This window comes from Porphyrobacter sp. YT40 (genome assembly GCF_006542605.1).
GTDB lineage: Bacteria > Pseudomonadota > Alphaproteobacteria > Sphingomonadales > Sphingomonadaceae > Erythrobacter.
Genome location: NZ_CP041222.1, coordinates 2,172,030 through 2,197,335, shown reverse-complemented (window position 1 = coordinate 2,197,335; position 25,306 = coordinate 2,172,030). Strand labels below are relative to the sequence as shown.

General features: G+C 66.5%; 26 protein-coding genes. 14 read left to right on the top strand and 12 right to left on the bottom strand.

Annotated elements, in window-relative coordinates:
* Positions 1–54: 54 nt before the first annotated feature.
* Positions 55–1,026 carry a hypothetical protein gene (locus E2E27_RS10315; RefSeq protein WP_141458893.1) on the bottom strand — a complete coding sequence of 324 codons (972 nt, stop codon included), beginning with the start codon at positions 1,024–1,026 and terminating at the stop codon, positions 55–57.
* A gap of 7 nt (positions 1,027–1,033) precedes the next feature.
* Positions 1,034–2,287, bottom strand: a complete 1,254-nt coding sequence (locus tag E2E27_RS10310; RefSeq protein ID WP_141458892.1) for a TIGR04063 family PEP-CTERM/XrtA system glycosyltransferase — start codon at positions 2,285–2,287, stop codon at positions 1,034–1,036.
* Between the two features lie 89 nt (positions 2,288–2,376).
* Here E2E27_RS10310 and E2E27_RS10305 point away from each other — a divergent pair, with 89 nt between their 5' ends.
* From E2E27_RS10305 to E2E27_RS10285, 5 genes are all read left to right on the top strand, one after another.
* Positions 2,377–2,595, top strand: coding sequence for a hypothetical protein (locus tag E2E27_RS10305; protein WP_141461785.1), 219 nt, complete (start codon positions 2,377–2,379; stop codon positions 2,593–2,595).
* Positions 2,588–3,973, top strand: coding sequence for a putative O-glycosylation ligase, exosortase A system-associated (locus tag E2E27_RS10300; protein ID WP_141458890.1), 1,386 nt, complete (start codon positions 2,588–2,590; stop codon positions 3,971–3,973). The genes E2E27_RS10305 and E2E27_RS10300 overlap by 8 nt, the downstream gene beginning before the upstream one ends.
* A 98-nt stretch (positions 3,974–4,071) precedes the next feature.
* Complete coding sequence (locus E2E27_RS10295; RefSeq protein ID WP_086607755.1) at positions 4,072–4,521, top strand: MaoC family dehydratase; 450 nt, start codon at positions 4,072–4,074, stop codon at positions 4,519–4,521.
* 113 nt (positions 4,522–4,634) lie between these two features.
* Entirely contained in the window at positions 4,635–5,816 is a 1,182-nt protein-coding gene (locus tag E2E27_RS10290) for an acetyl-CoA C-acyltransferase (protein WP_141458888.1), read from the top strand.
* 60 nt (positions 5,817–5,876) lie between these two features.
* Positions 5,877–6,395 (top strand): pyridoxamine 5'-phosphate oxidase family protein, encoded by a 519-nt coding sequence (locus E2E27_RS10285; RefSeq protein WP_141458886.1) that lies wholly within the window; start codon positions 5,877–5,879, stop codon positions 6,393–6,395.
* A 65-nt stretch (positions 6,396–6,460) separates the two neighbouring features.
* On the opposite strand, the gene E2E27_RS10280 is transcribed toward E2E27_RS10285, so the two are convergent.
* Entirely contained in the window at positions 6,461–6,742 is a 282-nt protein-coding gene (locus E2E27_RS10280) for a DUF427 domain-containing protein (protein WP_141458884.1), read from the bottom strand.
* Between the two features lie 115 nt (positions 6,743–6,857).
* Between E2E27_RS10280 and E2E27_RS10275 the strand changes: the two genes are divergently transcribed.
* A complete protein-coding gene (locus E2E27_RS10275; protein WP_141458882.1) occupies positions 6,858–8,624 on the top strand; it encodes an N-acyl-D-amino-acid deacylase family protein in 1,767 nt (588 codons plus the stop codon).
* 12 nt (positions 8,625–8,636) lie between these two features.
* Here E2E27_RS10275 and E2E27_RS10270 read toward each other — a convergent pair whose 3' ends face one another.
* The 6 genes from E2E27_RS10270 to E2E27_RS10245 all read right to left on the bottom strand — a co-directional run bounded on the left by E2E27_RS10270 (position 8,637) and on the right by E2E27_RS10245 (position 15,643).
* A complete protein-coding gene (locus E2E27_RS10270) occupies positions 8,637–9,719 on the bottom strand; it encodes a DUF2855 family protein (protein ID WP_141458880.1) in 1,083 nt (360 codons plus the stop codon).
* 28 nt (positions 9,720–9,747) lie between these two features.
* Positions 9,748–10,875 carry a DNA polymerase III subunit beta gene (gene dnaN, locus E2E27_RS10265; RefSeq protein ID WP_141458878.1) on the bottom strand — a complete coding sequence of 376 codons (1,128 nt, stop codon included), beginning with the start codon at positions 10,873–10,875 and terminating at the stop codon, positions 9,748–9,750.
* A 162-nt stretch (positions 10,876–11,037) separates the two neighbouring features.
* Entirely contained in the window at positions 11,038–11,802 is a 765-nt protein-coding gene (fabG, locus tag E2E27_RS10260; protein WP_141458877.1) for a 3-oxoacyl-[acyl-carrier-protein] reductase, read from the bottom strand.
* Between the two features lie 76 nt (positions 11,803–11,878).
* A complete protein-coding gene (locus E2E27_RS10255; protein ID WP_141458875.1) occupies positions 11,879–13,792 on the bottom strand; it encodes a beta-propeller domain-containing protein in 1,914 nt (637 codons plus the stop codon).
* A 49-nt stretch (positions 13,793–13,841) separates the two neighbouring features.
* A complete protein-coding gene (gene fabD / locus E2E27_RS10250; protein WP_141458872.1) occupies positions 13,842–14,777 on the bottom strand; it encodes an ACP S-malonyltransferase in 936 nt (311 codons plus the stop codon).
* 35 nt (positions 14,778–14,812) lie between these two features.
* Positions 14,813–15,643: an LD-carboxypeptidase gene (locus E2E27_RS10245; protein ID WP_141458870.1), complete on the bottom strand. Its 831-nt coding sequence runs from the start codon at positions 15,641–15,643 to the stop codon at positions 14,813–14,815.
* 56 nt (positions 15,644–15,699) lie between these two features.
* On the opposite strand from E2E27_RS10245, the gene E2E27_RS10240 reads away from it, so the two are divergent.
* From E2E27_RS10240 to E2E27_RS10225, 4 genes are all read left to right on the top strand, one after another.
* Positions 15,700–17,127: a glutamate ligase domain-containing protein gene (locus tag E2E27_RS10240; protein ID WP_141458869.1), complete on the top strand. Its 1,428-nt coding sequence runs from the start codon at positions 15,700–15,702 to the stop codon at positions 17,125–17,127.
* A 35-nt stretch (positions 17,128–17,162) separates the two neighbouring features.
* The gene (locus tag E2E27_RS10235) at positions 17,163–17,414 is read left to right on the top strand and encodes a hypothetical protein (RefSeq protein ID WP_141458867.1); all 252 of its coding nucleotides are present in this window, start codon (positions 17,163–17,165) and stop codon (positions 17,412–17,414) included.
* A 37-nt stretch (positions 17,415–17,451) separates the two neighbouring features.
* On the top strand, positions 17,452–18,990 hold the full coding sequence (locus E2E27_RS10230) for a class I adenylate-forming enzyme family protein (RefSeq protein ID WP_141458865.1): 1,539 nt from the start codon (positions 17,452–17,454) through the stop codon (positions 18,988–18,990).
* A 144-nt stretch (positions 18,991–19,134) separates the two neighbouring features.
* The gene (locus E2E27_RS10225; protein ID WP_141458863.1) at positions 19,135–19,782 is read left to right on the top strand and encodes a class I SAM-dependent methyltransferase; all 648 of its coding nucleotides are present in this window, start codon (positions 19,135–19,137) and stop codon (positions 19,780–19,782) included.
* On the opposite strand, the gene E2E27_RS10220 is transcribed toward E2E27_RS10225, so the two are convergent.
* Both E2E27_RS10220 and E2E27_RS10215 read right to left on the bottom strand, forming a co-directional pair.
* Positions 19,779–20,420: a glutathione S-transferase family protein gene (locus E2E27_RS10220; protein WP_141458861.1), complete on the bottom strand. Its 642-nt coding sequence runs from the start codon at positions 20,418–20,420 to the stop codon at positions 19,779–19,781. The genes E2E27_RS10225 and E2E27_RS10220 overlap by 4 nt on opposite strands.
* Positions 20,421–20,430: 10 nt before the next feature.
* A complete protein-coding gene (locus tag E2E27_RS10215; protein ID WP_141458859.1) occupies positions 20,431–21,378 on the bottom strand; it encodes a DUF808 domain-containing protein in 948 nt (315 codons plus the stop codon).
* 209 nt (positions 21,379–21,587) lie between these two features.
* Between E2E27_RS10215 and rpsF the strand changes: the two genes are divergently transcribed.
* The 4 genes from rpsF to E2E27_RS10195 all read left to right on the top strand — a co-directional run bounded on the left by rpsF (position 21,588) and on the right by E2E27_RS10195 (position 24,369).
* Complete coding sequence (gene rpsF, locus E2E27_RS10210) at positions 21,588–21,953, top strand: 30S ribosomal protein S6 (RefSeq protein WP_141461782.1); 366 nt, start codon at positions 21,588–21,590, stop codon at positions 21,951–21,953.
* Complete coding sequence (gene rpsR / locus E2E27_RS10205; RefSeq protein WP_141458856.1) at positions 21,953–22,177, top strand: 30S ribosomal protein S18; 225 nt, start codon at positions 21,953–21,955, stop codon at positions 22,175–22,177. The genes rpsF and rpsR overlap by 1 nt, the downstream gene beginning before the upstream one ends.
* Positions 22,178–22,191: 14 nt before the next feature.
* A complete protein-coding gene (gene rplI, locus E2E27_RS10200; RefSeq protein WP_141458854.1) occupies positions 22,192–22,797 on the top strand; it encodes a 50S ribosomal protein L9 in 606 nt (201 codons plus the stop codon).
* A 135-nt stretch (positions 22,798–22,932) separates the two neighbouring features.
* On the top strand, positions 22,933–24,369 hold the full coding sequence (locus E2E27_RS10195) for an AMP nucleosidase (RefSeq protein ID WP_141458852.1): 1,437 nt from the start codon (positions 22,933–22,935) through the stop codon (positions 24,367–24,369).
* Between the two features lie 28 nt (positions 24,370–24,397).
* Here E2E27_RS10195 and rimK read toward each other — a convergent pair whose 3' ends face one another.
* Positions 24,398–25,303: a 30S ribosomal protein S6--L-glutamate ligase gene (gene rimK / locus E2E27_RS10190; protein ID WP_141458850.1), complete on the bottom strand. Its 906-nt coding sequence runs from the start codon at positions 25,301–25,303 to the stop codon at positions 24,398–24,400.
* Positions 25,304–25,306: the final 3 nt, after the last annotated feature.

The following is a 25,306-nucleotide window of genomic DNA, read 5'->3' as shown; positions in this document are numbered from 1 at the left end:
GCACCATGCACTAATCGCGGGGATCGGTTGCAGCTTTTGCGTGTCCCGTGCGGATCAGGCCGCCCCGCGTTGCAGCTGGAGCTGGGCGAGCGCGGCGTGGAGCGGATCGCTCTCACCCGCAGGGGCCGTAACGTCGCGGACCGGCGCGCTGATCGCGGCGAGTGCCTTCAGCGCTTCGGCCAGCGCAGCCTCGCGCGCGGCCAGATCGGCCGCCGAGAGCGAGCGGGCGGGCGGCGTGGTGCGGTGCTCGTGCAGCGCCCCGGCAAAGCGTTCGACCATCTGCGGCAGGCTCAGCTCGCTGGCCGGGACCGAGCGCAGGCGGGTGAGCGCGGCAGTGCCGGGATCGGGCAGCGCGGCGACCGCGCGCAGCGCGGCGACCTGCGGCACGGGGCGCGGCTCGGTCGCGGCGGGCTCGGCCACGGGCGGTTGCGGCTCGAGCTGCGAGACTGCGACCGGCTCTTCCGGTGCCGGCACTTGCTCCTCGACCCACACCGCGTTGCGGCCCGGCAGTTCGGCAAATTCGGACAGATCGAGCTCGCGCATCACGGCGGCAGCGAGCGATTTGGGCGCCGGGTCCTCGATGTCGGCATCGCGCCACGCGGGCGTGGCAAAGGGCATGGTCTCGATCGGCTCGTCGAGGCTGCGGCTGCCGAGGTCGCGCACCGGATCGATCGGCCGCATTTCGCGCGCGGCGCGGCGGACGATCGAAGGCTCTCCCGCGCGGCGCCGTGCGGCAGCGCCCAGGAATGCGGCGATCATGAACAGCACGCCGCCGATCAGCACGCCGGCAAATCCGGCCAGCAAGGGCTGCACCGGCAGGCCGAGATTGCCGATCATCAGTCCGCGCGTCGCCGCATCCACCATGGACGCAGGCAGCACGACGACGACCAGCGCGCCCAGTGCCAGGCCCCACAGGCCGAGCAGCGGCGCAAACGCCCGGTTGGCGACCAGCGAGGCCTTGTTGCCCTTGCGCGACTTGCGCGCCTTGCGTTGCTGCGATCGACCCTGCTGCTGACGCGGTTTCATGCGTTTCTCATCCTGCCGTCGCGGCCCTGCGCCCCGCAGCGCCGCTCTTTTCTCCAGCTAGCAAGAGATGGTAAACAGAGAGATAACCGCGCGCATTGGCCGCCCAGTCGTGGCGGGTGCGGACATGGGCCTGCGCCCGGTCTTTCATCGCTTCCCACCCCTCGCGCGTATCGAGCAGAGCGGCGAGCGCGGCGGCGCAGGCGGCGGGATCGTCGGCGGCGAAGAGCGTGCCGGTGACCCCGTCCTCGATCAACTCGCGGTGCCCGCCGACGCCGGAGGCCGCCACCAGCTTGCGCTGGGCCATTGCTTCCAAAGGCTTGAGGGGTGTGACCAGATCGGTGAGGCGCTGGCTCTTGCGCGGATAGGCGAGCACATCGACCAGCGAATAATAGCGTTCGACCTCGGTATGCGGCACGCGCCCGGTGAAGATCACCGCTTCCGGCTCGGGCAGTGCGGCGGCGGCGGAGCGCCAGGCGTCCGCCATCGGCCCTGCCCCCACCAGCAGCAACCGCGCGTCGGGGTGCGAGCGGCGCAGGAGCGGCATCGCCGCGATCAGATCGTCGACGCCCTCATAGGCATAGAAGCTGCCGATATAGCCGATCACCGGCGCGCCGGGCGCAATGCCGAGCTCGCCCGCCAGCGCATCGTCGCGCGCCACCGGCTCGCCGAACAGATCGAGGTCGACCCCGTTCATCATCACATGGATGCGGGTCTCGGGAATGCCGCGCCGGGCGAGATCCTGCTTGAGCCCGTCACAGATGGTGAACAGCGCATCGGCCGAGCGCGCCACCCGCGTTTCGAGCGCCCGGGTGAGGCGGTACTTCAGATTGCCCTCGGTGCCCGTCAGATTGCCGACCGCAGCATCCTCCCAGAAGGCGCGGATCTCATAGACGAAAGGCACACCCAGCGCCCCGGCGGCGCGCTGCGCGGCGGCGCCGCACAAGGCGGGCGAATGGGCGTGGATGATGTGTGGCCGCCATTCCTCGGCCAAAGCGAGGATCGCGGCGGTGAGCGTTTCGACTTCGTCCATCTCGCGGAAACCGGGCGGGCCTGCGGGCGTGCCGGGGGTTCGGTGGAAGGTCAGTCCGTCCGCTACCTCGCACATCGGCCCGCCGGGCGCTTCGACATTGTGGCGCTGGCCGGTGATCCCGCGCACCTCCAGCCCGTGCCCCTCCTGCGCCTTGAGGATCGCGCGGGTGCGGAAGGTGTAGCCGGAATGGAGCGGCAGCGAATGGTCGAGAACGTGCAACACGCGGGTCATGGCGTGGCTCATATCGCAGGCGTGCTTAACGCGCCGTCAACTGCATGGGCGTAAGGCTCGCGCATGAGCATGGCCCGGAGCCTCCCGCGATGATCGATCATGTCGCCCTGGCGATCGGCCATGCCCTGCTGGCAGTGGCGATGCTGCGCCTGGTGCTGCGCGCCGGGCTGGATGATGATCCGCTGATCGGCGAAATCGAGGCCGAGGCCGCCGAGAGCCGCAAGCGCACCAGCAGCGCCGGACGCAGCGCCGCGCGCCGCGCGCAGGATACGGCTGAGGATGAGAGCGAGCAGCGTCCCGATGCTTGATCTCGTCTTCCTCGCCTTCATCGGTTACGTGCTGGTGCTGGGCCTCAAGCGCCCGTTCCTGTGGGTGCTGCTTTATGTCTATATCGACATTCTTGCCCCGCAGCGCATCGGCTACACCGTCATCACCACCCTGCCGCTGTCGCTGATCGCCTTTGCGGCAGCGTTTGGCGGGTGGCTGGCATTGGACCGCAAGACCGGCGCTCGCTTCACGCTCAGGCAGGGCCTGATGCTCGCATTGCTGGTCTATTGCTGGTGGAGCACCGGCCATGCCGACTTCCCCGAGGATGCGCTGACCAAGTGGGACTGGGTGTGGAAGGCGCTGCTGTTCGCGATCTTCCTCCCCCTCACGCTCACCACCCGCGCGCGGATCGAGGGGCTGGCGCTGGTGCTGCTGCTCTCGGTCGCGACCATTGTGATCGGCACGGGGATGAAGACCGTGCTCGGCGGCGGGGGCTACCAGAACCTCAAGTTCTTCGTGAACGACAACAGCGGGATTTACGAGAGCTCCACGCTCGCCACCGTCGCGATCGGGCTGGTGCCGCTGCTGTGGTGGTTCGTGCGCCACGGGACGATCTATCGCCCGCACTGGATGGTGACGGCGTTTGCGGTGGCGCTGACTTTCGCCTGCTTCCTCGTCCCCATCGGCACCGAGGCGCGCACCGGGCTGCTTTGCATCGCCGCGCTGGGCGTGCTGATGCTGCGCTACACCAAGCGGCGCATCCTGTTCATCGCGGGCGCAGGTGTGCTCGGGCTCGCTGCCCTGCCCTTCCTGCCGCAGTCCTATTACGACCGGATGGCGACCATCGCGCAGCCCGATGGCGACGAAAGCGCCTCGACCCGCGTGGCGGTGTGGGAGTGGACATTGGATTACGTCGCCGAAAAACCGCTGGGCGGCGGGTTCGACGCCTATCGCGGCAACCGCTTCGAATATTCGATGCCGGTGCGCACGGTGGACGGGAACACCACCAGCATCGAATACAAGGAAGTGGTCGATCAGGGCCGCGCTTATCACTCCTCGATCTTCGAGATGCTGGGCGAACAGGGCTGGCCGGGGCTGATCATGTGGCTGGCGCTCCACGCCCTTGGGCTGTGGCAGATGGAGCGGCTGCAAAGGCGCTGGCGCAAGGCCGAGGACGAGGCCGAGCGCTGGATCGCGCCGCTCGCTGCCGCCTTGCAGATGGGCGCGGTGATCTATCTGGTCGGAGCCACCTTTCAGGGGATCGCCTATCAGCCGGTGATGCTGATGCTGGTCGCCTTGCAGATCGGGCTCCACACCTATTGCCGCCGGATCGATTCGGCGCGCGCGGCGCTGGCCCGCTCCGCCCCGCGGCGTTCGGCCTCCCCCACGTCCCTCCCCGGTGCCGTAGCGGCACATTAGAGAGCGTTGCGCTCCCCCCTGTGTTGCGCCATGAAGCCCCCGCAAACGCAGCGCGGCGGGCACGCGATCCCGTCGGCGAACGGCAAGGAGGAAGCCTCATGAACCCGCAGGAATTGGCCGCCAAGGTCGGCGAAGTGATCGGCACCAGCGAATGGGCCGAAATGAGCCAGGAACGCATCAACCAGTTCGCCGAGGCGACGGGTGATCACCAGTTCATCCACGTCAACGAAGAGATGGCCAAGATGACGCCCTTCGGCGGCACCATCGCCCATGGCTTCCTGACCTTGTCGATGATCCCCTATCTCGGCGCCCAGGGCGGCGCGCCGCGCATCGACGGCGTGAAAATGGGCGTCAACTACGGCGGCAACAAGACCCGCTTCATCGCCCCGGTCCGCGCCGGCAAGCGCATCCGCGGCCACTGGAAGCTCACCGAAATGATCGAAAAGCGCCCCGGCCAGTGGCAGCAGACCTGCGAGATCACCATCGAGATCGAAGGCGAGGAAAAGCCCGCGCTGATCTGCGAGTGGATCACGCAGTACTTCGTGTGATTTTGATGCTGTGAGTCCCCGCGAAGGCGGGGACCTCAAGCGACGATTTCCAATACCGACCGAGCCCCCCGCCGGCGCGGGGGCGCACCCCCGAACACAAGGATACCCCCATCATGGCACGTGACGCCGTAATCGTTTCCACCGCCCGCACCCCCATCGGCCGGGCTTACAAGGGCGCCTTCAACGCCACCCCCGGCGCCACCCTTGGCGCGCTGAGCCTCGCCCCCGCGATCGAACGCGCCGGGATCGAAGCTGGCGCCATCGACGATGTTGTGTGGGGCGCTGTCCTCACGCAGGGCACGCAGGCCGGCAACATCGCCCGTCAGGTCGCGCTGCGTGCCGGTTGCCCAGTGACGGTCAGCGGCCAGACCATCGACCGCCAGTGCTCCTCGGGCCTGATGGCGATTTCGACCGCCGCCAAGCAGATCATCGTCGACAATATGGATATCGTCGTCGGCGGCGGTCAGGATTCGATCTCGATGGTGCAGACGCCGGAAATGCGCGTTTCGCCCGACCGTTCGCTGATCGCGATGCACAAGGACGTCTACATGCCGATGCTCGGCACTGCCGAGACCGTCGCCAAGCGCTACAACATCAGCCGCGAAGCGCAGGACGAATACGCCTACCAGTCGCAGATGCGCACCGCCGCAGCGCAGCAGGCCGGCAAGTTCGATGACGAGATCGTCGAAGTCACCACCACCATGAACGTGGTCGACAAGGAGACGAAGGAAGTCTCGCAGCGCGAAATCACGCTGTCGAAGGACGAAGGCAACCGGCCCGATACCACGCTCGAAGGTCTCCAGAGCCTCAACCCCGTGATGGGCCCGGGCATGAACATCACCGCGGGCAACGCCTCGCAGCTGTCGGACGGTTCCTCGGCATCCGTGCTGATGGAAGCCAAGCTGGCCGAACAGAAGGGCCTTCAGCCGCTCGGCCGCTATGTCGGCATGGCGGTCGCAGGCACCGAGCCTGACGAGATGGGCATTGGCCCGGTCTTCGCCATTCCGAAGTTGCTCAAGCAGACCGGCCTGAAGATGGACGACATCGGCCTGTGGGAACTGAACGAGGCCTTCGCGGTGCAAGTGCTCTACTGCCGCGATCAGCTCGGCATTCCTAACGACATCCTCAACGTGAACGGCGGCTCGATCTCGATCGGCCACCCCTACGGCATGACCGGCGCGCGCTGCACCGGCCACGCGCTGATCGAAGGCAAGCGTCGCGGCGCCAAGTACGTCGTCGTCACCATGTGCGTTGGTGGCGGAATGGGGGCGGCTGGTCTCTTCGAAGTCTTCTAAGCGGAACATTCTTTCCGCGTCGGGGCTTGGCTCTCCTGTTCACGAATACAGGAGACGAACATGGCTACCGACGCGGAAATTCGCAGCAAGTTCTGGAAATCGCTCAAGAGCGACATGACGATGTTCCTCGGCATGGCCGGGGGCGAGGATGGCCATGCCCGTCCGATGACCGCCCAGCTCGAGGACGATCTCTACGAGGATGGCGAATACAAAGGCCCGGTGTGGTTCTTCACCTCGACCGACAACGGCCTCTACCAGCTGATCCAGCAGGCCGAACTGGGGGGCAAAACCCCGCGCTCGATGGCGCATTTTGCCTCCAAGGGGCACGACGTGTGGGCCAGCGTCCATGGCAACCTTTCGACCACCCGCGATCAGGCCACGATCGACCGCCTCTGGAACCGTTTTGTCGCCGCCTGGTACGAAGGCAAGGACGACCCCAAGATCGCGCTGATCCGCCTCGATCCGCAGAATGCGGAAGTCTGGATCGACGCCTCGTCGGTGGTCGCGGGCATCAAGATGCTGCTCGGGATCGACCCCAAGGAAGATTACAAGGACAAGGTTGCCGAAGTGCAGCTTTGATCTCGACGGCATGACGTCATGACAGCGGCGCGGGAGGCGACTCCCGCGCCGCTTTTGCTTGCGGCTCAGCCCACTACGACGCCGCGCCAGAAAGCGATGCGATCCCTGATCTCGGCTGCGGCGGGCTTTGGATCGGGGTAATACCACGCCGCGTCGGTGTTGGTTTTTCCGTCGACGGTGATGGAGTGATAATGCGCGGTGCCCTTCCACGGGCAGACCGTGGTGGTGGCGCTGTCCGACAGCACCGCCGGGTCGACCGCTTCGCGCGGGAAGTAGTGGTTGCCCTCGACCACCACGGTCGCGTCGCTCTCGGCGATGACCGCGCCGTTCCATGTTGCCTTGACCATTTCGCCTGCTCCCTCAACGACCCGCACCCGAGTCACGCAATTGATAGCGCGCCGCCCCCGCCCTTGCCCGGCAAGCCGCTTTGCGACATTCTCACTGTCATAAGGGAGAGAGACAATGGCGCAATACGACCTCATCATCCGGGGCGGCACGATCGTCGATGGTACAGGGGCTGCTGCCTATACCGCCGACGTCGCGGTGAAGGATGGGGTGATTGTCGCCGTGGGCCGCGTCGCCGGCAGCGCTACCGAAGAGATCGATGCGACCGGCAAGACCGTCACCCCCGGCTTCGTCGACATCCACACCCATTACGATGGGCAGGCGACCTGGGATCAGGAGATGGCCCCATCAAGCTGGCATGGGGTGACTACGGTCGTCATGGGCAATTGTGGTGTCGGCTTCGCCCCCGCCAAGCCCGACCGCCACGATTGGCTGATCAGCCTGATGGAAGGAGTGGAGGACATTCCCGGCACCGCGCTCGCCGAAGGGATCACCTGGGACTGGGAGACATTCCCCGAATATCTCGACGCTTTGGAAAAACTCCCGCGCACGGTCGATATCGGCACTCACGTCCCCCACGGCGCGGTGCGCGCCTATGTGCTGGGCGACCGCGAGCAGCCAGGCGCGGTGCCCACCTCCGAAGACATCGCCGCGATGGCGCAGATCGTGGAGGACGGCGTGCGCGCCGGGGCGCTGGGCTTCTCGACCTCGCGCACAGTGCTCCACAAATCGGTCGACGGCGAACTCGTCCCCGGCACCACCGCCACGCCCGAAGAGCTGATCGCGATCGGTCATGCCATGGGCCGGGCCACGGCAGCAGGCGGCCATGCGGTGTTCGAAATGGCGAGCGATCTGAAGCGCGAGTGGAACGAATTCGGCTGGATGGGGCAGCTTTCGCGCGAGGCAAAGATCTCTGTCACCTTCGCCGCGCTGCAATCCATCGCCAAGGAGCTCTCGCTCGACGAACAGATCGCGGCCATGCGCGCCGAGAACGACAACGGCGCCAATATCGTCGCCCAGATCGCGCTGCGCGGCAATGGGATCGTGATGGCGTGGCAGGGCACCGTCCACCCCTTCCGCTTCCGCCCGAGCTGGATGGCGATTGCCGACCTCCCGTGGGAAGAGCAGCGCGCCAAGCTGCTCGACCCTGCCTTCAAGGCGCAGATGCTCGCCGAGCCCAATGACTATACCGACGCGCCCAAGGACATTGGCGGCGTGGTTATGGCGATCAGCATGGGCTGGACGCTGCAATTCGAGATGGACCCCGATTTCGATTACGAGCCCGCCGCCGACGCCAGCATCAACGCCCGCGCTCTCGCAGCCGGCGTGAGCCCGCAGGAATATGCCTATGACCTGCTGTGCCGCGACGATGGCAAGGGCTTCATCTACCTGCCAATCCTCAACTACGCCGACGGGAATCTCGATTTCCTGCATCCGCTCCAGCACGCCGAGGATACGGTCAACTCGCTGAGCGATGGCGGCGCCCATTGCGGCACGATCTGCGATGCGGCCTCGCCGACCTTCATGCTGGAGCACTGGGTCAAAAGCCGCCGGCGAGGGGCGCGGATCGGTCTCGAGCAGGCGATCAAGCGCCAGTGCCGCGATACGGCGGTGCTCTACGGGCTGGAGGATCGCGGGGTGATCGCGCCGGGTTATCTCGCCGATCTCAATGTGATCGACATGGAGGCCTTGAAGCTCGGAAAGCCGTGGCTCGCTTTCGACCTTCCGGCGGGCGGCAAGCGGCTCTTGCAGAAGGCGACGGGCTATGTAGCGACGATCAAGAGCGGCATTGTCACCTTCCGCGACGGGCAGTGGACGGGCGAGACGCCCGGCGGCCTCATCCGCGGGCCGCAGCGGGTGGAGCTGGCCGAAGCGGCGGAGTAGTCCACCCTTCGGTCAGGGCTCGATCACGATCCCCTTGGCCGGGTCGATCTGCCCCGCCACCATTGCCGCGAACACGTCGCGCGCGGCGGCAAGGCCCTTGTGCCGCTCGATCGCCACGGTGCCATCGGCGGCCTTCAGGAATTCGTGCCACGCCGCCGCGACCAGCCTGCCGCCCTCCTCCGGGCCATGCGCCTTGAAGAAGGCGACGGCATGATCGGGTGCAAAGAACAGCTGCGGCTTGGGACCGGGCAAGGCATCGCCCGCGCCGAAGGTCGAGCGCGCCTCGATATGGGTCATCCCCACCAGCGCAGAATGGGCGAGCGCGTCCTCGAAGTGGCGATGGATACGCGCCAGCAGCTCGGCATTGCCCGCGAAATCTACGCTGACGCTACGCAGCACCGGCACGCGCTCGAGATCGTCATAGGCGACGATCTCGTCATAGAGCCCGGTCGCTTCGACAAAGGCGACATTCCCGCGCGAGGTCAGCCCGATGCGCTTCACCCCCGGCGAGGATTGCCGCGCGACGCTCGCCAGCCCCAGCGCGGCCTTGGACGAGGCGCTGGTGACGATCAGCTGCTCGGCCCCGAACCAGTCCTCGCAGCGCAGGAAATATTCGATCAGGAATCCGGTGCGGAACAGCGGCCCGAAGATCATCCGCTCCGCCTCGCGCGCCGGATCATGCTCCGGATCGGCGGCGAGGCGCGTGTAGCTGTTGTAGACCGGGCTCATCGGCTGGCGATGTGCGGCGGTGTCCATGAAGCCGCCCGCGCTCACCCGGCCGGGGAGCACGTCGAGATGGCTCGCCATCGGCAGATAGCCATAGACCCGCTCGCCCACGGCAATGTCCGGGTGGCGGCTCTCGACCACCCGCGCATGGCCCCACATCGGCACGATCCCTTGCCCCTTGGGCGCCGGGAAAAAGTCCCAATATTTGAAGCTGTCCCCCGCCACCGCGTAGGTGACGTTGTTGGCGGTGACCGAGAAGCTCTCGATCGCGAGCCGCACCGCGCCGTCAGCCAGTGGGGCGAGCGGTACCTCGACCAGCGCGGCATCGGTGAGCGCGCCCTTGCGGACGTGAACCTGTTCGGCGTTCATCGGCATTCCCCTCCGTAGAAGGCGGGGATCACACCCGCATCGGCATCAGCACGTAAAGCGCGCGGGCTTGGTCGTTTTCGCGGATCAGCGTCGGCGCGCCGGCGTCGGCGAGGTGGAGCTCCACCATGTCGCTGTCGATCTGGCCGAGGATGTCCTTGAGGTAGTTGGCGTTGAAGCCGATCTCGAGCCCCTCGGCGCGATATTCCGCCGCCAGTTCTTCCGCCGCAGTGCCATTGTCGGGCGAGGTCACGGACAGGGTCACGCGGTCCTGATCGAGCCCGATCTTGACTGCGCGGGTCTTCTCGGTGGCGATGGTCGCGACGCGGTCGACGCCCGAGAAGAACAGCTTGGGATCGACCTTGAGCAGCTTGTCGTTGGCGGTCGGGATCACGCGGCTGTAATCGGGGAACGTGCCGTCGATCAGCTTGGAGGTCAGCACCACTCCGCCCTCGCCGCCCAGCGTGAAGCGGATCTTGCTGGCGGAAAGGTCGATCAGCACATTGCTGTCGAGCGCTTCATCGAGCAGCTTGCGCAGCTCGCCCACGGCCTTCCTCGGAACGATCACGTCGGGCATCCCGGCAGCCCCTTCGGGGCGCGGGAGGGTGAAGCGCGCGAGGCGGTGCCCGTCGGTCGCGGCAGCCTTCAGCAGCGGCTCGTCCTCGTCGGTGACGTGGAGGAAGATGCCGTTGAGGTAGTAGCGCGTTTCCTCGGTCGAGATCGCGAAACGGGTGCGGTCGATCAGTTCGGCGAGCATCCGCGCCGGGATTTCGAAGCTGGTCGGTAGATCGCCTTCGACGATCACCGGAAAATCGTCACGCGGCAAGGTCGGCAGCTTGAAGTTCGAGCGGCCGGCCTTGACCTCGAGGCGGTTTTCGCCGGTGGTGAGGCTGACCTGGCTCCCTTCCGGCAGCTTCCTCGCAATGTCGAACAGCAGGTGCGCCGAAACGGTGATCGCGCCGGGCTGGTCCACCGACGACGCGCTCATGGTTTCAACCACTTGCAGATCGAGATCGGTCGCCATCACCCGCACCGAGCCGCCGACATCGGCGTCGATCAGCACGTTGGAAAGGATCGGAATGGTGTTGCGGCGCTCCACCACCGACTGCACGTGGGAAAGGCACCGCAGCAGCGTCGCGCGTTCGATCGTGGCCTTCATCGCTTGTCCCTATCGGTCCTGTGTATGGCACAGGGGCGAAGGAATCGCCCTCAAGCGCCGGAAAGTCATGCAAACCTTAGCGCGGGCGGCGCGTCGGGCAAGCAGGCGGCTTTGCGAGGGGCGACGCGGCTGGGGATAAGGGGGGGCAACAAGGCCCTCGCCCTATCCCAGCATCGCCATCCCGCCGTTCACGTGCAGGGTTTCGCCCGTCACATAGGCCGCCTCGCGGCTGGCGAGGAAGGCGACGGCCGCGCCGATCTCGCTCCCCTCGCCCATCCGGCCCATCGGGATGCGGCCATTGATCGCGGCTTGTTGCTTTTTGTCGAGCGCGGCGGTCATCGCGGTGCGGATGAAGCCGGGGGCGACGCAGTTGGCGGTGATCCCGCGGCTGGCGACTTCCTGCGCGAAAGCCTTGGTCATGCCGGTGAGGCCCGCCTTGGCGGCGCAGTAGTTCATCTGCCCCGGATTGCCGGTCGCGCCCACCACCGAGGTAATGTTGACGATCCGCCCGAAGCGCGCCTTCATCATCGGGCGGGCGGCGGCGCGCATCAGGCGGAAGCTGGCTTCGAGGTTGATGCGGATCACCTGATCCCACTCCTCGTCCTTCATCCGCATCCCCAGATTGTCGCGGGTGATGCCGGCGTTGTTCACGAGGATGTCGATCGTCCCCAGCGTATCGAGCATCGCCGGGATCAGCTCCTCGACCTGGGTCTGGTTGCCGAGATCGCAGGTGATCTCGACATGGCCGTCGTGATCGTGGTGCGGATAGGCCGCGTTCAGCTCGTCACGGAAGGCGCGCAGCTTGCCCGCGTTCGATCCCGACAGCGCGAGCCGCGCACCCTGCGATGCGAGCGCGTGGGCGATGGCCGAGCCGATCCCGCCCGATGCGCCGGTGACCAGCGCGTTCATGCCAGTGAGTGAAAACATCGTCGGTTCCTTGCCGCTGAAACAGGGCCGCTCCTTGCGCCGCCGAGGCGCGGGGGTCAACGCCCGATCACGCGCTTCACGGGGCAAAACTCGCCCGCCGCCGCTCGGTTATGGCGCCGCCCGACAGGGTGCCTTCGACCAGCTCGTAGCCCATCAGCGCGAAGACCCGTCCGCCGGTGAAGATCGGGCGAGCATTGCCGTACCAGTCGACGCAGGAGGCCTTGCAATTGTCGGAGCGCGAAACACCCGGCGCCGCCGCGAGTTCGCCGATCGGGGCAAGCTTGCGCGCGGCGCGACGCATGAAGGCGATGGCCGAACCTGCACCGAGGAACTCCCCGCCGTCGCCGCGCGCCTCCCTGCGGCTGATCGGCAGGCCGAGCACGCCCGAGGTGCCGTCGCTGCTCCCCGGATCGGGGCGGAAAAAGAACGCCTGACTGCGGGTCTCACCCTCGCCCGCAGCGGCAAGGATGTAAACGTCCTCCAACCGGGGCGTACCCCCCAGGGAAAGAGCCGAGAAGCCGAGCCCGTCGCCGCGGGCCGGGCCGATCGCGATCGCGTCACTGCCCATCCGGTCGAAGCGGGTGACGCCGTGGGGAATGGCGATTTCCTGCACGGCCCCGCCGCCGAGCGGGACCGCATAGACCGTGCCCGTCTCTTCCTCTCTGCCATAGTCTCCCGCGGCATAGAGCACGTAATTGCCCACGAAGCGGTTGTGGAAGCGCCAGCCCTCTGGCGCGGGCAATGTGCGGTAATCCGCCAGCGCGAGGCGCCCCGCGCCGTTCCCGAAGCGCGCAAGCGGCACGCTGGCGAGCGCCACGCTGCCGCCGCTGACCTCGCTGTCCCACATGCCCTCGCCGCTGCCCTCGCCGCGCAGCAGCACCCGCAGCACGCCGCCCTCGGCATCCTCGGCGAAGGAGAACTGGTCGACCGGCGATCCGCTGACCTGAACCGCGCCGGGCGTGCCACCTGCAAGCGGGATGCGGTAAAGCTGCCCCGGAACGCCGCGTGTTTCCCCGCGGGACGTGTCCTCGGCCACCCCCGTCCAGACATAGACCGCATCCCGAGAGACGTAGAAGGCATGGCTCCACGTTCCCGCAATCGCGCGCGCGCGGCAATCGAGGGTCGCGCCGAGCGTGCAGCGGGTGACGGTGTGGAGCGTGTCGAGGGGGTAGCCTCCCTTGCGGTAAGGCTCGGCGACAAGGAAGTCGCGCGGGCGCACCAGCGGCACGGGCCGGGCATCGGGCCTGCCCTTGCGGATCACCGGCAGATTGTCGTCGAGATCCGACCAGTAGGCGGGCACCGGCGTGTAGAACACCAGCTCGTCCCCGATCAGCCGCGAAGCGTAGTTCGAGGACGAATAGTAATCGCCCGAGTGCAGGTAGTGCGTGTCGCGATAAGCGAGCTTGCCACCTTCGCCGATGTCGAAGCGGTTGATCTCGGTCCCGGCCGAGCCATAGGAATAGCCGATCACGATCACCTGCCGATCATGGATCAGCATTTCGTCATACCAGGTGTCGTCGGGATCGTTCTTGCCGGGCGGAAAGGCGTCGATCATGCCCGCGGGCGCGAGCGTGTCGCCGCCGATGCGGATCGTGAAGAGCCGCCCGCGGCGCAGCACGACGAGATAGTCGCCCGCCTGCTTGACGATCCCGCCTTCGTCGACCCCCGCCTCCTGCGTGTTGGTGATGCTTTCGCTGCCGGGTGGGGGAGGCTCGGCGGCGTCGGCCACAACGGGGTCAATCGCAGGCGGCGCGGACAGCACGAGGTTCTCGACCGTCGCCTGTTGCCGCTCGAGCCGCGCCATCTTGCGGGTGAAGGCATCGAGCGCGGTCCTGTCGGCGAACCCCTCGAGGCCGGACCCGGCTGCCGCAGCACCCGCCTTGGCATCGGAGGGAGCGCTGAGGCCGACAGCGGCGATCAGCAGCGCCACAATCGCCAGCACCACGCCGATCGACACAGCCTGCCCAGCGCGCGGTGCCTCTGTTATCATATTTCTCTCCCCAAGCGCGGCCTTCGCCGGATGGGGCGAGATTATCGCATCACAGGCTTTTGGCAAAGGCCTCAAGGTCTTGCATGGTGACAAGGCTGGTCACCTGCGCGTCCTTGTTGATCCGCCCGACCATCGGCCCCACGACCTTGCCGCCCAGCTCGACGAACTGCTCCACCCCGTCCGCGCGCATGGCGAGCACGCTTTCCCGCCAGCGCACCCGGCCGGTGACCTGCTCGACCAGCAGCGCGCGGCTCTCCTCGGGGTCGGTGACGGGTGCGGCGGTGACATTGGCGTAGAGCGGCACGGCCAGCGCGCCGGGCGGGGTTGCGGCAAGGGCATGGGCCATGCGCTCTGCAGCCGGGGCCATCAACGAGGAGTGAAACGGGGCCGAGACATTGAGGATCATGCCGCGCTTGATGCCGAAATCCTTCACCAGCCCGACCGCCCGCTCGATCGCGCCGGTGTGGCCCGAGATCACCACTTGCGTAGGGTCGTTGTCGTTCGCGACTTCGCAGACTTCGCCTTGCGCGGCAGCCTCGGCCAGTGCCTTGGCCTGATCGACATCGGCGCCGAGCAGCACTGCCATCGTGCCCTCGCCCAGCGGCACGGCGGCCTGCATCGCCCATCCACGCAGCTTCAACAGGCGCGCGGCGTCGGTCAGCTTGAACGCTCCGATCGCGGCGAGCGCGGTGTATTCGCCGAGCGAATGGCCCGCGACGCAATTGGCGTGCTCAAGCAGCTTCACGCCGAAATCGCGCTCCAGCACGCGCAGGGTGGCGATGGCATTGGCCATGATCGCGGGCTGGGCGTTTTCGGTGAGCGTCAGGCGATCTTCCGGGCCCTCGCGCATCATCGCCGACAGGTTCTGGCGCAGCGCATCGTCAACCTCGCCGAACACGTCACGCGCGGCTTCGCTTGACGCGGCCAGCTCCGCGCCCATGCCGACCTTCTGGCTGCCCTGCCCCGGAAAAATGAACGCGCGCATATCAGACCCCATCCGTTATGAATTGGGGCGCGCCGTTACGTCCGCGCGGGCGGGCTGGCAAGGCCGAAGGGCACAACCCTGTTGGCAGAATAGTGCCCGATCAGCGCCCGGCCGAGGTAGGGCACGCCCATCCGCGCGCACCAGAATTGCGCGATTTCCTCCTCAGTCTGGCCGAATTCGACATAGTTTTCCGGCACATCGGTGATCGCCCCCAGCCTGAGGCCGGCGAGGCGCGGCAGTGTTCCGGCAAGGTGAAAGAACAGGCGGTCGACCGCGTACATGTGCTCGGCCACTTCCTCGACCATCAGCACGTGGCCGGTGAGGTCGGGCATCATCTGCGTGCCGGTCAGCATGGCGAGCGTGATGAGGTTGAAGGCCGCCGCCGGGGTCGTGCCGTCGAGGCTGGGTTCGACCCCGCTGGTGTCACCCTCCAGCCAGCGCAACACCCGCCGGATCGCCTCACGCCCGCCTTCCGACCGCGCGCTCACGGGCATATGGCCGTGGACGCACTGGCCGATCCTTGCCTTGTAGAGCGCGGCGAGCAGATAGCCCGCATCCGAAAAGCCGACATAGGTCTTGGCCCGCGCCGCATCGTTCATCCGCACCACCGCCGCTTCGGCAATGCGGTTCGAGCCGTAGCCGCCCTTGGCGAACCACACGACATCGAAGGCGGGATCATTGGCGCAGTCGAGCAGCGCGGTCAGACGGGTGAGGTCGTCGCCTGCGAAATGGCCGTGCTGCGCAAAGCACTGTTCGTGAAAGGTCACGCGCACCTGCGGGAACTCGGCGGCGACCAGTTGCTCGAGCGCCGCCTGCTGTTCGCGGGTGATGGGCGTGGCGGGCGCGCAGATGGCGATATTCGTCATGTTCCCCAGACTATGGCGCTTGTCAGGCCGCGCGCAAGCCAATAACCCAATGCGATATGGATAACGGGATCATCGCCGGGTCGCTCGCAGGGCGGCCGCTGTTCTTCTGCGGCATCGGCGGGTCCGGAATGCTGCCGCTGGCGCAGATCGCGCACGGCCTCGGCCACCCGGTCGCCGGGTCGGACCGCAGCCGCGATCAGGGCCGCACGTCCGAAAAATTCGCCTGGATGGAGGAGGCCGGCTTCACCCTGTTCCCGCAGGACGGCAGCGGCGTATCCTCGCAGGAGCAGGTGCTGATCGCATCGGCCGCGATCGAGGACAGCGTGCCCGAAGTCGCCCGCGCGCGCGACCTCGGATGCGCCCGCCTCAGCCGCGCCGAGCTGCTCTCGCACCTGTTCAACGCTGCCGACTTTTCGGTCGCTGTCGGCGGCACTTCGGGCAAATCCACCGTCACCGGGATGATCGCCTGGATCCTGAGCGAGATGGGTCATGATCCGACAGTGATGAACGGCGCGGTGATGAAGAACTTCGTCACGCCCGCCAACCCCTTCGCCTCGGCCCGGATCGGATCGCGCGATTTGTTCGTCAGCGAGGTCGACGAGAGCGACGGCTCGATCGCGCTCTATCGCCCGACCATCGGTGTGCTGCTCAACGTCAGCCTCGACCACAAGACCATCGAGGAATTGCGCGTGCTGTTCGGCAATTTCGTCGGCAAGGCCGGGACGGCGGTGATCAATCTCGACAGCGCGGAGGCCGGCTATCTCGTCCCGCGCGCGCAGAAAAAGGTGACCTTCGGGGTCAGGACGCGCTCGGCCAACATCACGGTGGACCCGGATTCGATCGACCAGAGCGAGTTGGGCCTGCGCGCGGCGGTGATCGACAATCGCAAGCGCGAGGTGTTTCCGCTGATCCTGCCGATGCCGGGGCTGCACAACCTCTCCAACGCGCTGGCGGCAATTGCGGCGGCGAGCGCGGCGGGGATCGCGGTGGGCCATGCCGCCTATGCCCTGCGCAGTTTCCAGGGGCTGGCGCGGCGCTTCGAAGTGGTCGGCACCACGGCTGGCGGCATCACGGTGATCGACGATTTCGGCCACAACCCCGAAAAATGCGCCGCCACGCTGCGCACGCTGAAGGCGACGCCCGGCCGGGTGATCGCGTTCTTCCAGCCCCACGGCTACGGCCCCTTGCGCCAGATGGGCGAAGAGCTCGCCGCAACCTTTGCGCGCGAGCTGGCGCCGGATGATGTGACGCTGATGTGCGACCCGGTCTATTTCGGCGGCACGGTGGATCGCTCGGTCGGCAGCGAAAGGATCGTCGCGCTGATCAAGGGTGCGGGCGGCAGCGCCGAGCACATCCCCGCGCGCGAGGATTGCGCCGACCGGATCGCCGCCCTCGCCCGCCCCGGCGACCGGATCGTGGTGATGGGCGCGCGCGACGACACGCTGACGGAGTTTGCGCAATCGCTTCTCCCCCGCCTCCCCTGAGCCTCTACGCCCGTGCGCGCCGCCATGCGTGGTACATGGCAGGAGCGCTCGTGTTCTCGCTGCTGCTGATCGCGACGACCGACCAGCTGTTCGGCCATTCGACGCTCGCCTTTGTCGCGGCCATCGTGCTGCTGTTCGTGGTCAACCGCCCGATTCTCGGTTTCAACTGCCCGAGGTGCGGGAAGAACGCGTTCTTCCGCGGGCGCTTCGCGGTGATCTGGCCCAACCGCATCTGCACCCGCTGCGGGCTCGATCTTGACGAGGCACCGCCTTCGCAAATTCGCTGATGGATCGCGCCGCCGCGCGAATGTAGCTTCGCCGCCCATGCACCCGCGCGATTTCAGCCTCGACACACTGCTCGCGAACTGCGCGCAGCGCCACGCGCACCGGCTGGCAACCGTTGACGGCACGCAGCGCCTCACCTGGTCCGAGCTCGATGCCCGCGTCGCCAGCCTTGCCCGGTGGATGCTGTCGCGCGGGATTGCGCCGGGAGATCGCATCGCTCTGCTGCTGACCGACGGTGCGCCGTTCCTGACGGTGCTGCTGGCGGCGGGGCGGATCGGGGCGATTGCGGTGCTGCTCAACTGGCGGCTGGCACCGGCAGAACTGGCGTGGATCTGCGGCGATGCCGAGCCTGCCATGACTTTCGTGAACCCGCGCTTCCGCGACCTGCTCGCCGGGGCGCAAGCGGGCGAAGTGCACGAGGTCGACGAGGCCCACGCCGGCGACGGCTTGTTCGAAAGCCTTGTCTCCGATTGCCGAGTGTCGGCCCGGTCGCTCGAAGCCCTTGCCCTCGTCCCCGAACGCCCGCTCTACATGATGTACACCAGCGGCACGACCGGCAGGCCCAAGGGCTGCCTGCAGGCGGGCAGCGCGGTCGCGGCGAGCGGGCTCGGCTTTGCCCAGCATCGCGGGTTCCGGCACGACGAGGTGCTGCTGTCGGTCAATCCGCTGTTCCATGTCGTCGGAATGCAGCAGGTCGCCGCCATGCTCGCCTGCGGGGGCACCAGCGTGTTTGCCGGGCGCGACGATGACAGTGCGGCGATCCTCGACCTGCTCCACCGCGAAGGCTGCACCACCACCAGCGCCTTTCCGACGATCTGCTTCCCGTGGGCCGCGATGGAGCCGGTGCGCGGTGGCCGGATGCCGCTCACCAACTACACCGGGGGTGCCGGGATGGGCCGCCCGCAGATGTACGAATTCATCGAGCGCGACTGGGACGCGCGTGTCGTCGGCGGCTATGGCCAGACCGAGATCTGCGGCTTTGCGACCTTCATCGACTATCCGCAGATGCTCGAAGCCCCGCGCTCGATCGGCTGGACGCTGCCTCATGTCCAGATGACCGTGCTCGACCCCGAGGGGAACCACCTGCCCCCGGGTGAGGAAGGAGAACTCGCCCTGCGGGGGCCATCGGTGATGCTCGGCTACTGGCGCAACCCCGAGGCGAGCGAGGCGGCGCTCGGCCATGGATGGCTCCGCACGGGCGACCTCGGCACAATGGACGCGAGCGGGCGCGGCTATTTGCTGGGGCGCGCCAAGGAGCTGATCAAGACCGGTGGGGAGAACGTCTATCCGGCCGAAGTCGACGCGGTGTTCGCCGCCATGCCCGAGGTCGCCGACGCGGGCTGCTGCGGCGTGCCCGACCGCCAATGGGGCGAGGCGGTCAAGGCTTTCGTAGTGCTTAAGCCCGGCCACAGCCTGACGCGCGAGGAAATCACGCAGCGCTTCAAGGGACAGATCGCCGGATACAAACGCCCGCGCTATATCGAATTCGTCGATCGGCTGCCGCGCGATCCGATCGGCAAGCTGCTGCGCCGCGAACTCTCGGTCCGGCCCGTCTCGCCCGATCAGGCGGCGGATTAGCCATTCATCGTGCGCCTGCCACGGCCTGACGGATGCCCTCAACCCGCTGCGCCAAGGCCTTGCAATCCTGCCGGGGATTTGCAATTTCCCGGCCATGCAGATTGGTCCTCACGCCGGGGGCGCGGCAAGGGAAACTGATCTATCATGGCAGGTTACGAGCTTACCGGGGAACGCGGTCTGGCGCGCATCAAACGCAAGGTGCAGCGGTTTTTCGGCCCCTGGGGCGTTTTCTTTCAAGGCTTTCTCGAACACCCGGTGATGGTCGGCTCGATCATCCCCTCCTCGCGCTTCACGATCCGCAAGATGCTCGCACCGGTCGATTGGGGTCGCTGCAAGCTCTTCGTCGAATACGGGCCGGGCGTGGGCACCTTCTGCCGCCCCGTGCTCGACCGCCTGCCGCGTGACGGCACGCTGATCGTGATCGACACCAACCCGCTGTTCATCGACTATCTGAAGCGCACCATCGGCGACAGCCGCTTTATCGCGGTGCACGGATCGGCAGAGGATGTGGAGGAGATCATCCGCGCGCACGGCCACGAACAGGCGGATTACGTGCTTTCGGGCCTGCCCTTCTCGACCCTGCCCGATGGTGTCGGCCCGCGCATCGCGGCGGCGACCGCACGAGCGGTGCGTCCGGGCGGGGCCTTCCTCACCTACCAGTTCAGCAAGTCGGCGCGGCACCTCACCGCGCAGCATTTCGATCGGGTGGATGACGGGTTCGAGCTGCTCAACATCCTCCCCTGCCGCCTTGCCTGGGGTTGGAAGGCTGAGGGTCAGAAGGTCGAGGCCTAAGCCTCCAGCGCGCGGCGCCCGGCCTCCTCGCGTTCCACGGCGCGGGCGTAAGCAGGCCGCGCGGTCAGACGCTCGCGATAGGCCTTGAGGCTTTCGGGCACGCCCTCGTCCAGCCCGACGCTCTGGGCCAGAATCAGTGCATAGCCGACGCAGATGTCGGCCACAGTGAAGCGCTCGGCGCACAGATATTCGCGCCCTTCGAGCCGCTGCTCGACCTTGATCAGCCGCTTATGGAACCACTTGGCATAGGCCTCACCCGCCGCTTCCAGCCCCTTGTCCTTCTCGAACAGGCAGAAGCGCATATAGACCGTCTGCGGGAAGGTGATCGTCGCATCGGCGTGGTAGGTATAGTCGAGGTATTCGCCATAGTCCCGCTCGCCCGGCGCGATGGCAAGATCGGTGGTGCCGCTGCGCGTGGCGAGGTAGTGCGCGATCGCGCAGCTTTCGGTCAGTCGGGTCTCGCCATCGACCAGCATCGGCACGGTGCCGAGCGGGTTTACGCCCATGTACTCGGGCGCGAGATAGCGCGGTGGGAACGGCAGGATGCGAAGGTCGATATCGACCCCCGCCTCCTCCGCCGCCCAGGTCGCACGCAGACCGCGCGAACGGGCGCAGGTGTAGAGGATCGGCTTTGTCATGCGCGCGGGCCTAGTGCGCCTCGCTGCCGCCCACACCCAGCACTTTGTGTAAGGTGAAGGCAATGATGCTGCCAAGGATCAGGCCGACCACCGCGGAAAGCGCAGCATAGGTCACCCAGCCCAGCACGCCGCCGGCGGCGCCGACTGCGCCCTTCACGGCATATTCCGCGCCGTGGACGACATCGTAGATCGCGTGGAAGCCCACCTCGTGCGTGCCGTGGACGATGATCCCGCCGCCGACCCACAGCATCGCCACCGTGCCGATCAGCGACAGCGCAACCAGAAGCTTGGGCACCATGCGCAGCAGGAAGCGACCGAAGGCCTGCTTGGCATTGCTCGCCTGCTCGGTGAGATAGAGCCCGATATCGTCGAGCTTCACGATGACGCCCACCGCGCCATAGACGACCAGCGTCACCACCACCGCAACCAGTGCGAGCACCAGCCCGCGCGTCACCAGCGTCTCGGTGGCCACTTCGTTGAGCGCGATTGCCATGATCTCGGCCGAGAGGATAAGGTCCGTGCGGATCGCGCCGCCCACCCGCTTGTTCTCGAAGGCCACGGGATCCCTGATTTCGTCCTCCAGCGTTTCGCCGTGCTTGGCCCCGCCGAGCTTTTCCATCACCTTTTCCGCGCCTTCGTAGCACAGGAAGGCCCCGCCCAGCATCAGGATCCAGATGATCGCCTGCGGCAGGAACTCGGAGAGCAGCAAGGCGCCGGGCAGCAGGAACAGGAGCTTGTTCTTGAGGCTGCCCTTGGTGATCTTCCAGATGATCGGCAGCTCGCGCGCAGGCGACAGGCCGGTGACGTAGCTGGGCGTTACCGCCGCATCGTCGATCACGACGCCCGCGGTCTTGCTCCCCGCGCGCCCCGCGGCGGCTGCGACGTCGTCGATCGAGGCGGAGGCCGCCTTGGCGATCACCGAGATGTCATCGAGCAGTGCAACCAGTCCTGACGGCATATCAATTCCCCTTGGCGCGAATCATGTGCGCCAAACCAGCGCCTGCCCGTCCGGTTCCATGCCGACAAGACTTGCAATCCATCGGCAAAGCTGTAAGGGGCCGCGCTTCGCTTGGGATGCGCCCTTGCGGATGTTGAAGAAAGCCGGAGGGGCCCCGCGCAGTATGGCGCGGATCAGCCAGCGATCGGCAGGTAGTGAAAGGACGCAAGATGGCGCTCTACGAGCACGTCTTTCTTGCGCGTCAGGATCTGAGCCAGGCTCAGGTTGACGCGCTGGCGGCGCAAGCCACCGAAATCATCGAAGCCAACAACGGCAAGGTCACCAAGACCGAAACCTGGGGCCTCAAGTCGCTCGCCTACAAGATCGAGCGCAACCGCAAGGCGCATTTCGTGCTGCTCAACATCGACGCCCCCGGCTCGGTCGTTGCCGAGCTCGAGCGCCAGACCCGCATCAACGAAGACGTCATCCGCTACATGACCATCCGCGTGGACGAGCACGAGGAAGGCCCGAGCGTGATGATGCGCAAGAACGAACGCGAGCGTAAGCGCCGCGAAACCCGTGAGGAGCGCGACTGATGGCCCGCCCGTTTTTCCGCCGCCGCAAGTCCTGCCCGTTCGCGGCCAAGGATGCCCCCAAGATCGATTACAAGGACATGCGCCTGCTGCAGGGCTTCATGTCCGAGCGTGGCAAGATCGTGCCGTCGCGCATCACCGCCGTTTCGGCGAAGAAGCAGCGTGAACTGGCCCAGGCGATCAAGCGCGCGCGCCAGATCGGCCTGCTGCCCTTCATCGTGAAGTAAGAGGAGAAGGACACATGGATATCATTCTCCTTGAGCGCATCGAAAAGCTCGGCTCGATCGGTGACGTCGTCACCGTGAAGGATGGCTATGCGCGCAACTTCCTGCTCCCGCAGAAGAAGGCCCTTCGCGCCAACGAAGCCAACAAGAAGGTCTTCGAAGCCAACCGCGAACGCCTCGAAAAGGAAAACGCCGAACGCCGCACCGATGCTGAAAAGCAGGGTGAAAAGGTGGCAGGCGCCGAAGTGGTGCTGATCCGCGCCGCCTCGAACGCCGGTCAGCTCTACGGTTCGGTCAGCGTGCGCGACATCGTTGCCGGGCTTGCCGATCAGGGCCACCAGATCGACAAGCGCATGGTCATCATGGGCTCGCCGATCAAGGCGATCGGGATGCACGATGTCACCATCGCCCTGCACCCCGAAGTGCGCGTGACGGTGAAGGCCAATGTCGCCCGTTCGGACGACGAAGCCAAGCTGCAGAGCGAAGGCGTCGACGTGCTCGCGCAGATGTTCGAAGACGAACAGCGCGCGATCGAGGAGCAGGCCGATGCGACCCGCATCGAGACCGGTCTCGAGCCCGGCGAAATCCCGGCCGAACTGATGGAAGACGGCGACGACGCCTGATCCTTCCGCCTCACGGCCAGAAACACAGCAGGGCGCGAAGATCACCTCGATCTTCGCGCCCTTCTTGTAAACAGTACCCACTCGCGCGAAGGTGCTGCCACACAACGATAACAACAAAGGAGCAGAGCAACTGCCATGATCGACATTCCCGCCATTCTTGATGCCCTCCAGCAGCACTATGACGAAGCGGTGCGCGCCTTGCGCGACGATGTGATCGCCTTCGGGCGCGACGGCACGGTGCCCCCGCAGCGCAAGCGCGAGGACGGCAGCTACGCCTATCCGCAGATCACCTTGCGCTATGCCGGAATCGGCGCGCCGCACGATCGCAGCCGTGCCTTCGGGCGGCTCGAAATGCCGGGCACCTACACCACCACCATCACCCGTCCCGATCTTTTCGCGCATTACCTGACCGAACAGCTGACCCTGATCGGCAGCGCCTACGAGGTCGAGGTCACGGTAGAGCGCTCGCGGCAGGAAATCCCCTTCCCCTATGTGCTCGATGGCGAGGCCGGGGCGGCGATGGTCGGCATTTCGCCGCAGGAAATCGCCGCGCACTTCCCCTCGACCGACCTCGCGCTGATCGGAGACGAACTGGCCGACGGGATCGAGTTCGCCGAAGATCAGGACATGCCGCTGTCGCTGTTCGATGGCCTGCGCACCGATTACTCGCTCGCCCGGCTCAAGCATTACACCGGCAGCGAAGTGAGCGATTTTCAGGACTTCATCCTGTTCACCAACTATCACCGCTATGTCGATGAATTCGTGAACTGGGGTGCGGCGCAGATCGGGCAGGACGGCTATGTCGCCCTGACCGGTGCGGCGGGGCTCGACATCCGTGAGCCGACCGCCCACGCGCAGGATCAGCTCAACGACACCGCATGGCGCCGCCATCAGATGCCGGCCTATCACCTCATCCGCGAGGACGGGCGCGGGATCACGCTGGTCAATATCGGCGTCGGCCCCTCCAACGCCAAGACCATCTGCGATCACCTCGCGGTGCTACGCCCCCATGCTTGGCTGATGATCGGCCACTGCGGCGGGCTGCGCTCGACCCAGAAGATCGGTGACTTCGTGCTCGCCCACGCTTACCTGCGCGACGATCACGTGCTTGATCCGGTGCTGCCGCCCGAAGTGCCGATCCCGCCGATTGCCGAAGTGCAGCAGGCGATGGCCACCGCGGCCGAGGAAGTTGCGGGCGTGCAGGGTGCCAACCTCAAGCAGCGGATGCGCACCGGCACGGTCGTCACCACCGACGATCGCAACTGGGAGCTGCGCTATTCCTCCTCGGCCAAGCGCTTCTCGCAAAGCCGCGCGATCGCGATCGACATGGAGAGCGCCACGATTGCAACGCAAGGCTACCGCTTCCGGGTGCCTTACGGGACGCTGCTGTGCGTGTCGGACAAGCCGCTCCACGGAGAGATCAAGCTGCCGGGGCAGGCGAACAAGTTCTACGAAGAGGCCATCGCCGCGCACCTGCAGATGGGCATCGTTGCCTGCGCGATGCTGCGCGACGAGGGCGACCGGCTCCACTCGCGGAAACTGCGCGCCTTTAACGAGCCGCCGTTCCGGTAAGTGTCAGTGGCAGGGGCAGGCGCTGGCCCTATCCCTGCCCCTTGGTCTTGGTCGCCCCGCCCCTGGCATTGGCGACGATGAAATCGACGATCAGGCCCGCCACATCCTTGCCAGTCGCGCTTTCGATGCCTTCGAGGCCGGGCGAGGAATTGACCTCCATGATGACGGGGCCGTGATTGCTCCGCAGCATGTCGACCCCGCACACGTTCAGCCCCATGCGCTTGGCCGCGCGCACTGCGGTCGAGCGTTCTTCGGGGGTGATCTTGATCACCTTTGCGCTGCCGCCGCGGTGGAGGTTGGAGCGGAACTCGTCCGGCGCGCCGGTGCGCTGCATCGCGGCGACCACCTTGCCGCCCACCACCAGCGCGCGAATATCGGTGCCGCCGGCTTCCTTGATGAATTCCTGCACCAGAATGTTGACGTTGGCCCCGCGAAACGCCTCGATCACCGATTTCGCGCTGCTCATCGTTTCGGCCAGCACCACACCGATGCCCTGCGTGCCCTCGATCAGCTTGATCACCACCGGCGGGCCCTTGACCGCGCGGATGATCTCCTCGGCCTGTTTGGGGTCGTTGGCGTAGGCTGTCAGTGGCAGTCCTAGCCCGTGCTTGGCGAGGATCTGCAAGCTGCGCAGCTTGTCGCGGCTGCGGCCGATGGCGACGCTCTCGTTCAGTGACCAAATCCCGCGCATCTCGAACTGGCGGAGGATCGCGAGGCCATAATTGGTGATCGAGGCCCCGATGCGCGGAATCACCGCGTCGTAATTCTCGATCGGCGCGCCATTGTAGAACACTTGCGGCCGGTGGCTGGCAATGTGCACCGTGCAGCGCAGCGTGTTGAGGATGTCGAGGCTATGGCCGCGCGCCTCGGCCGCCTCTTTCAGGCGCTGGTGCGAATAGAGATTGGCGTTGCGCGCCAGCATCGCGATTTTCATGAA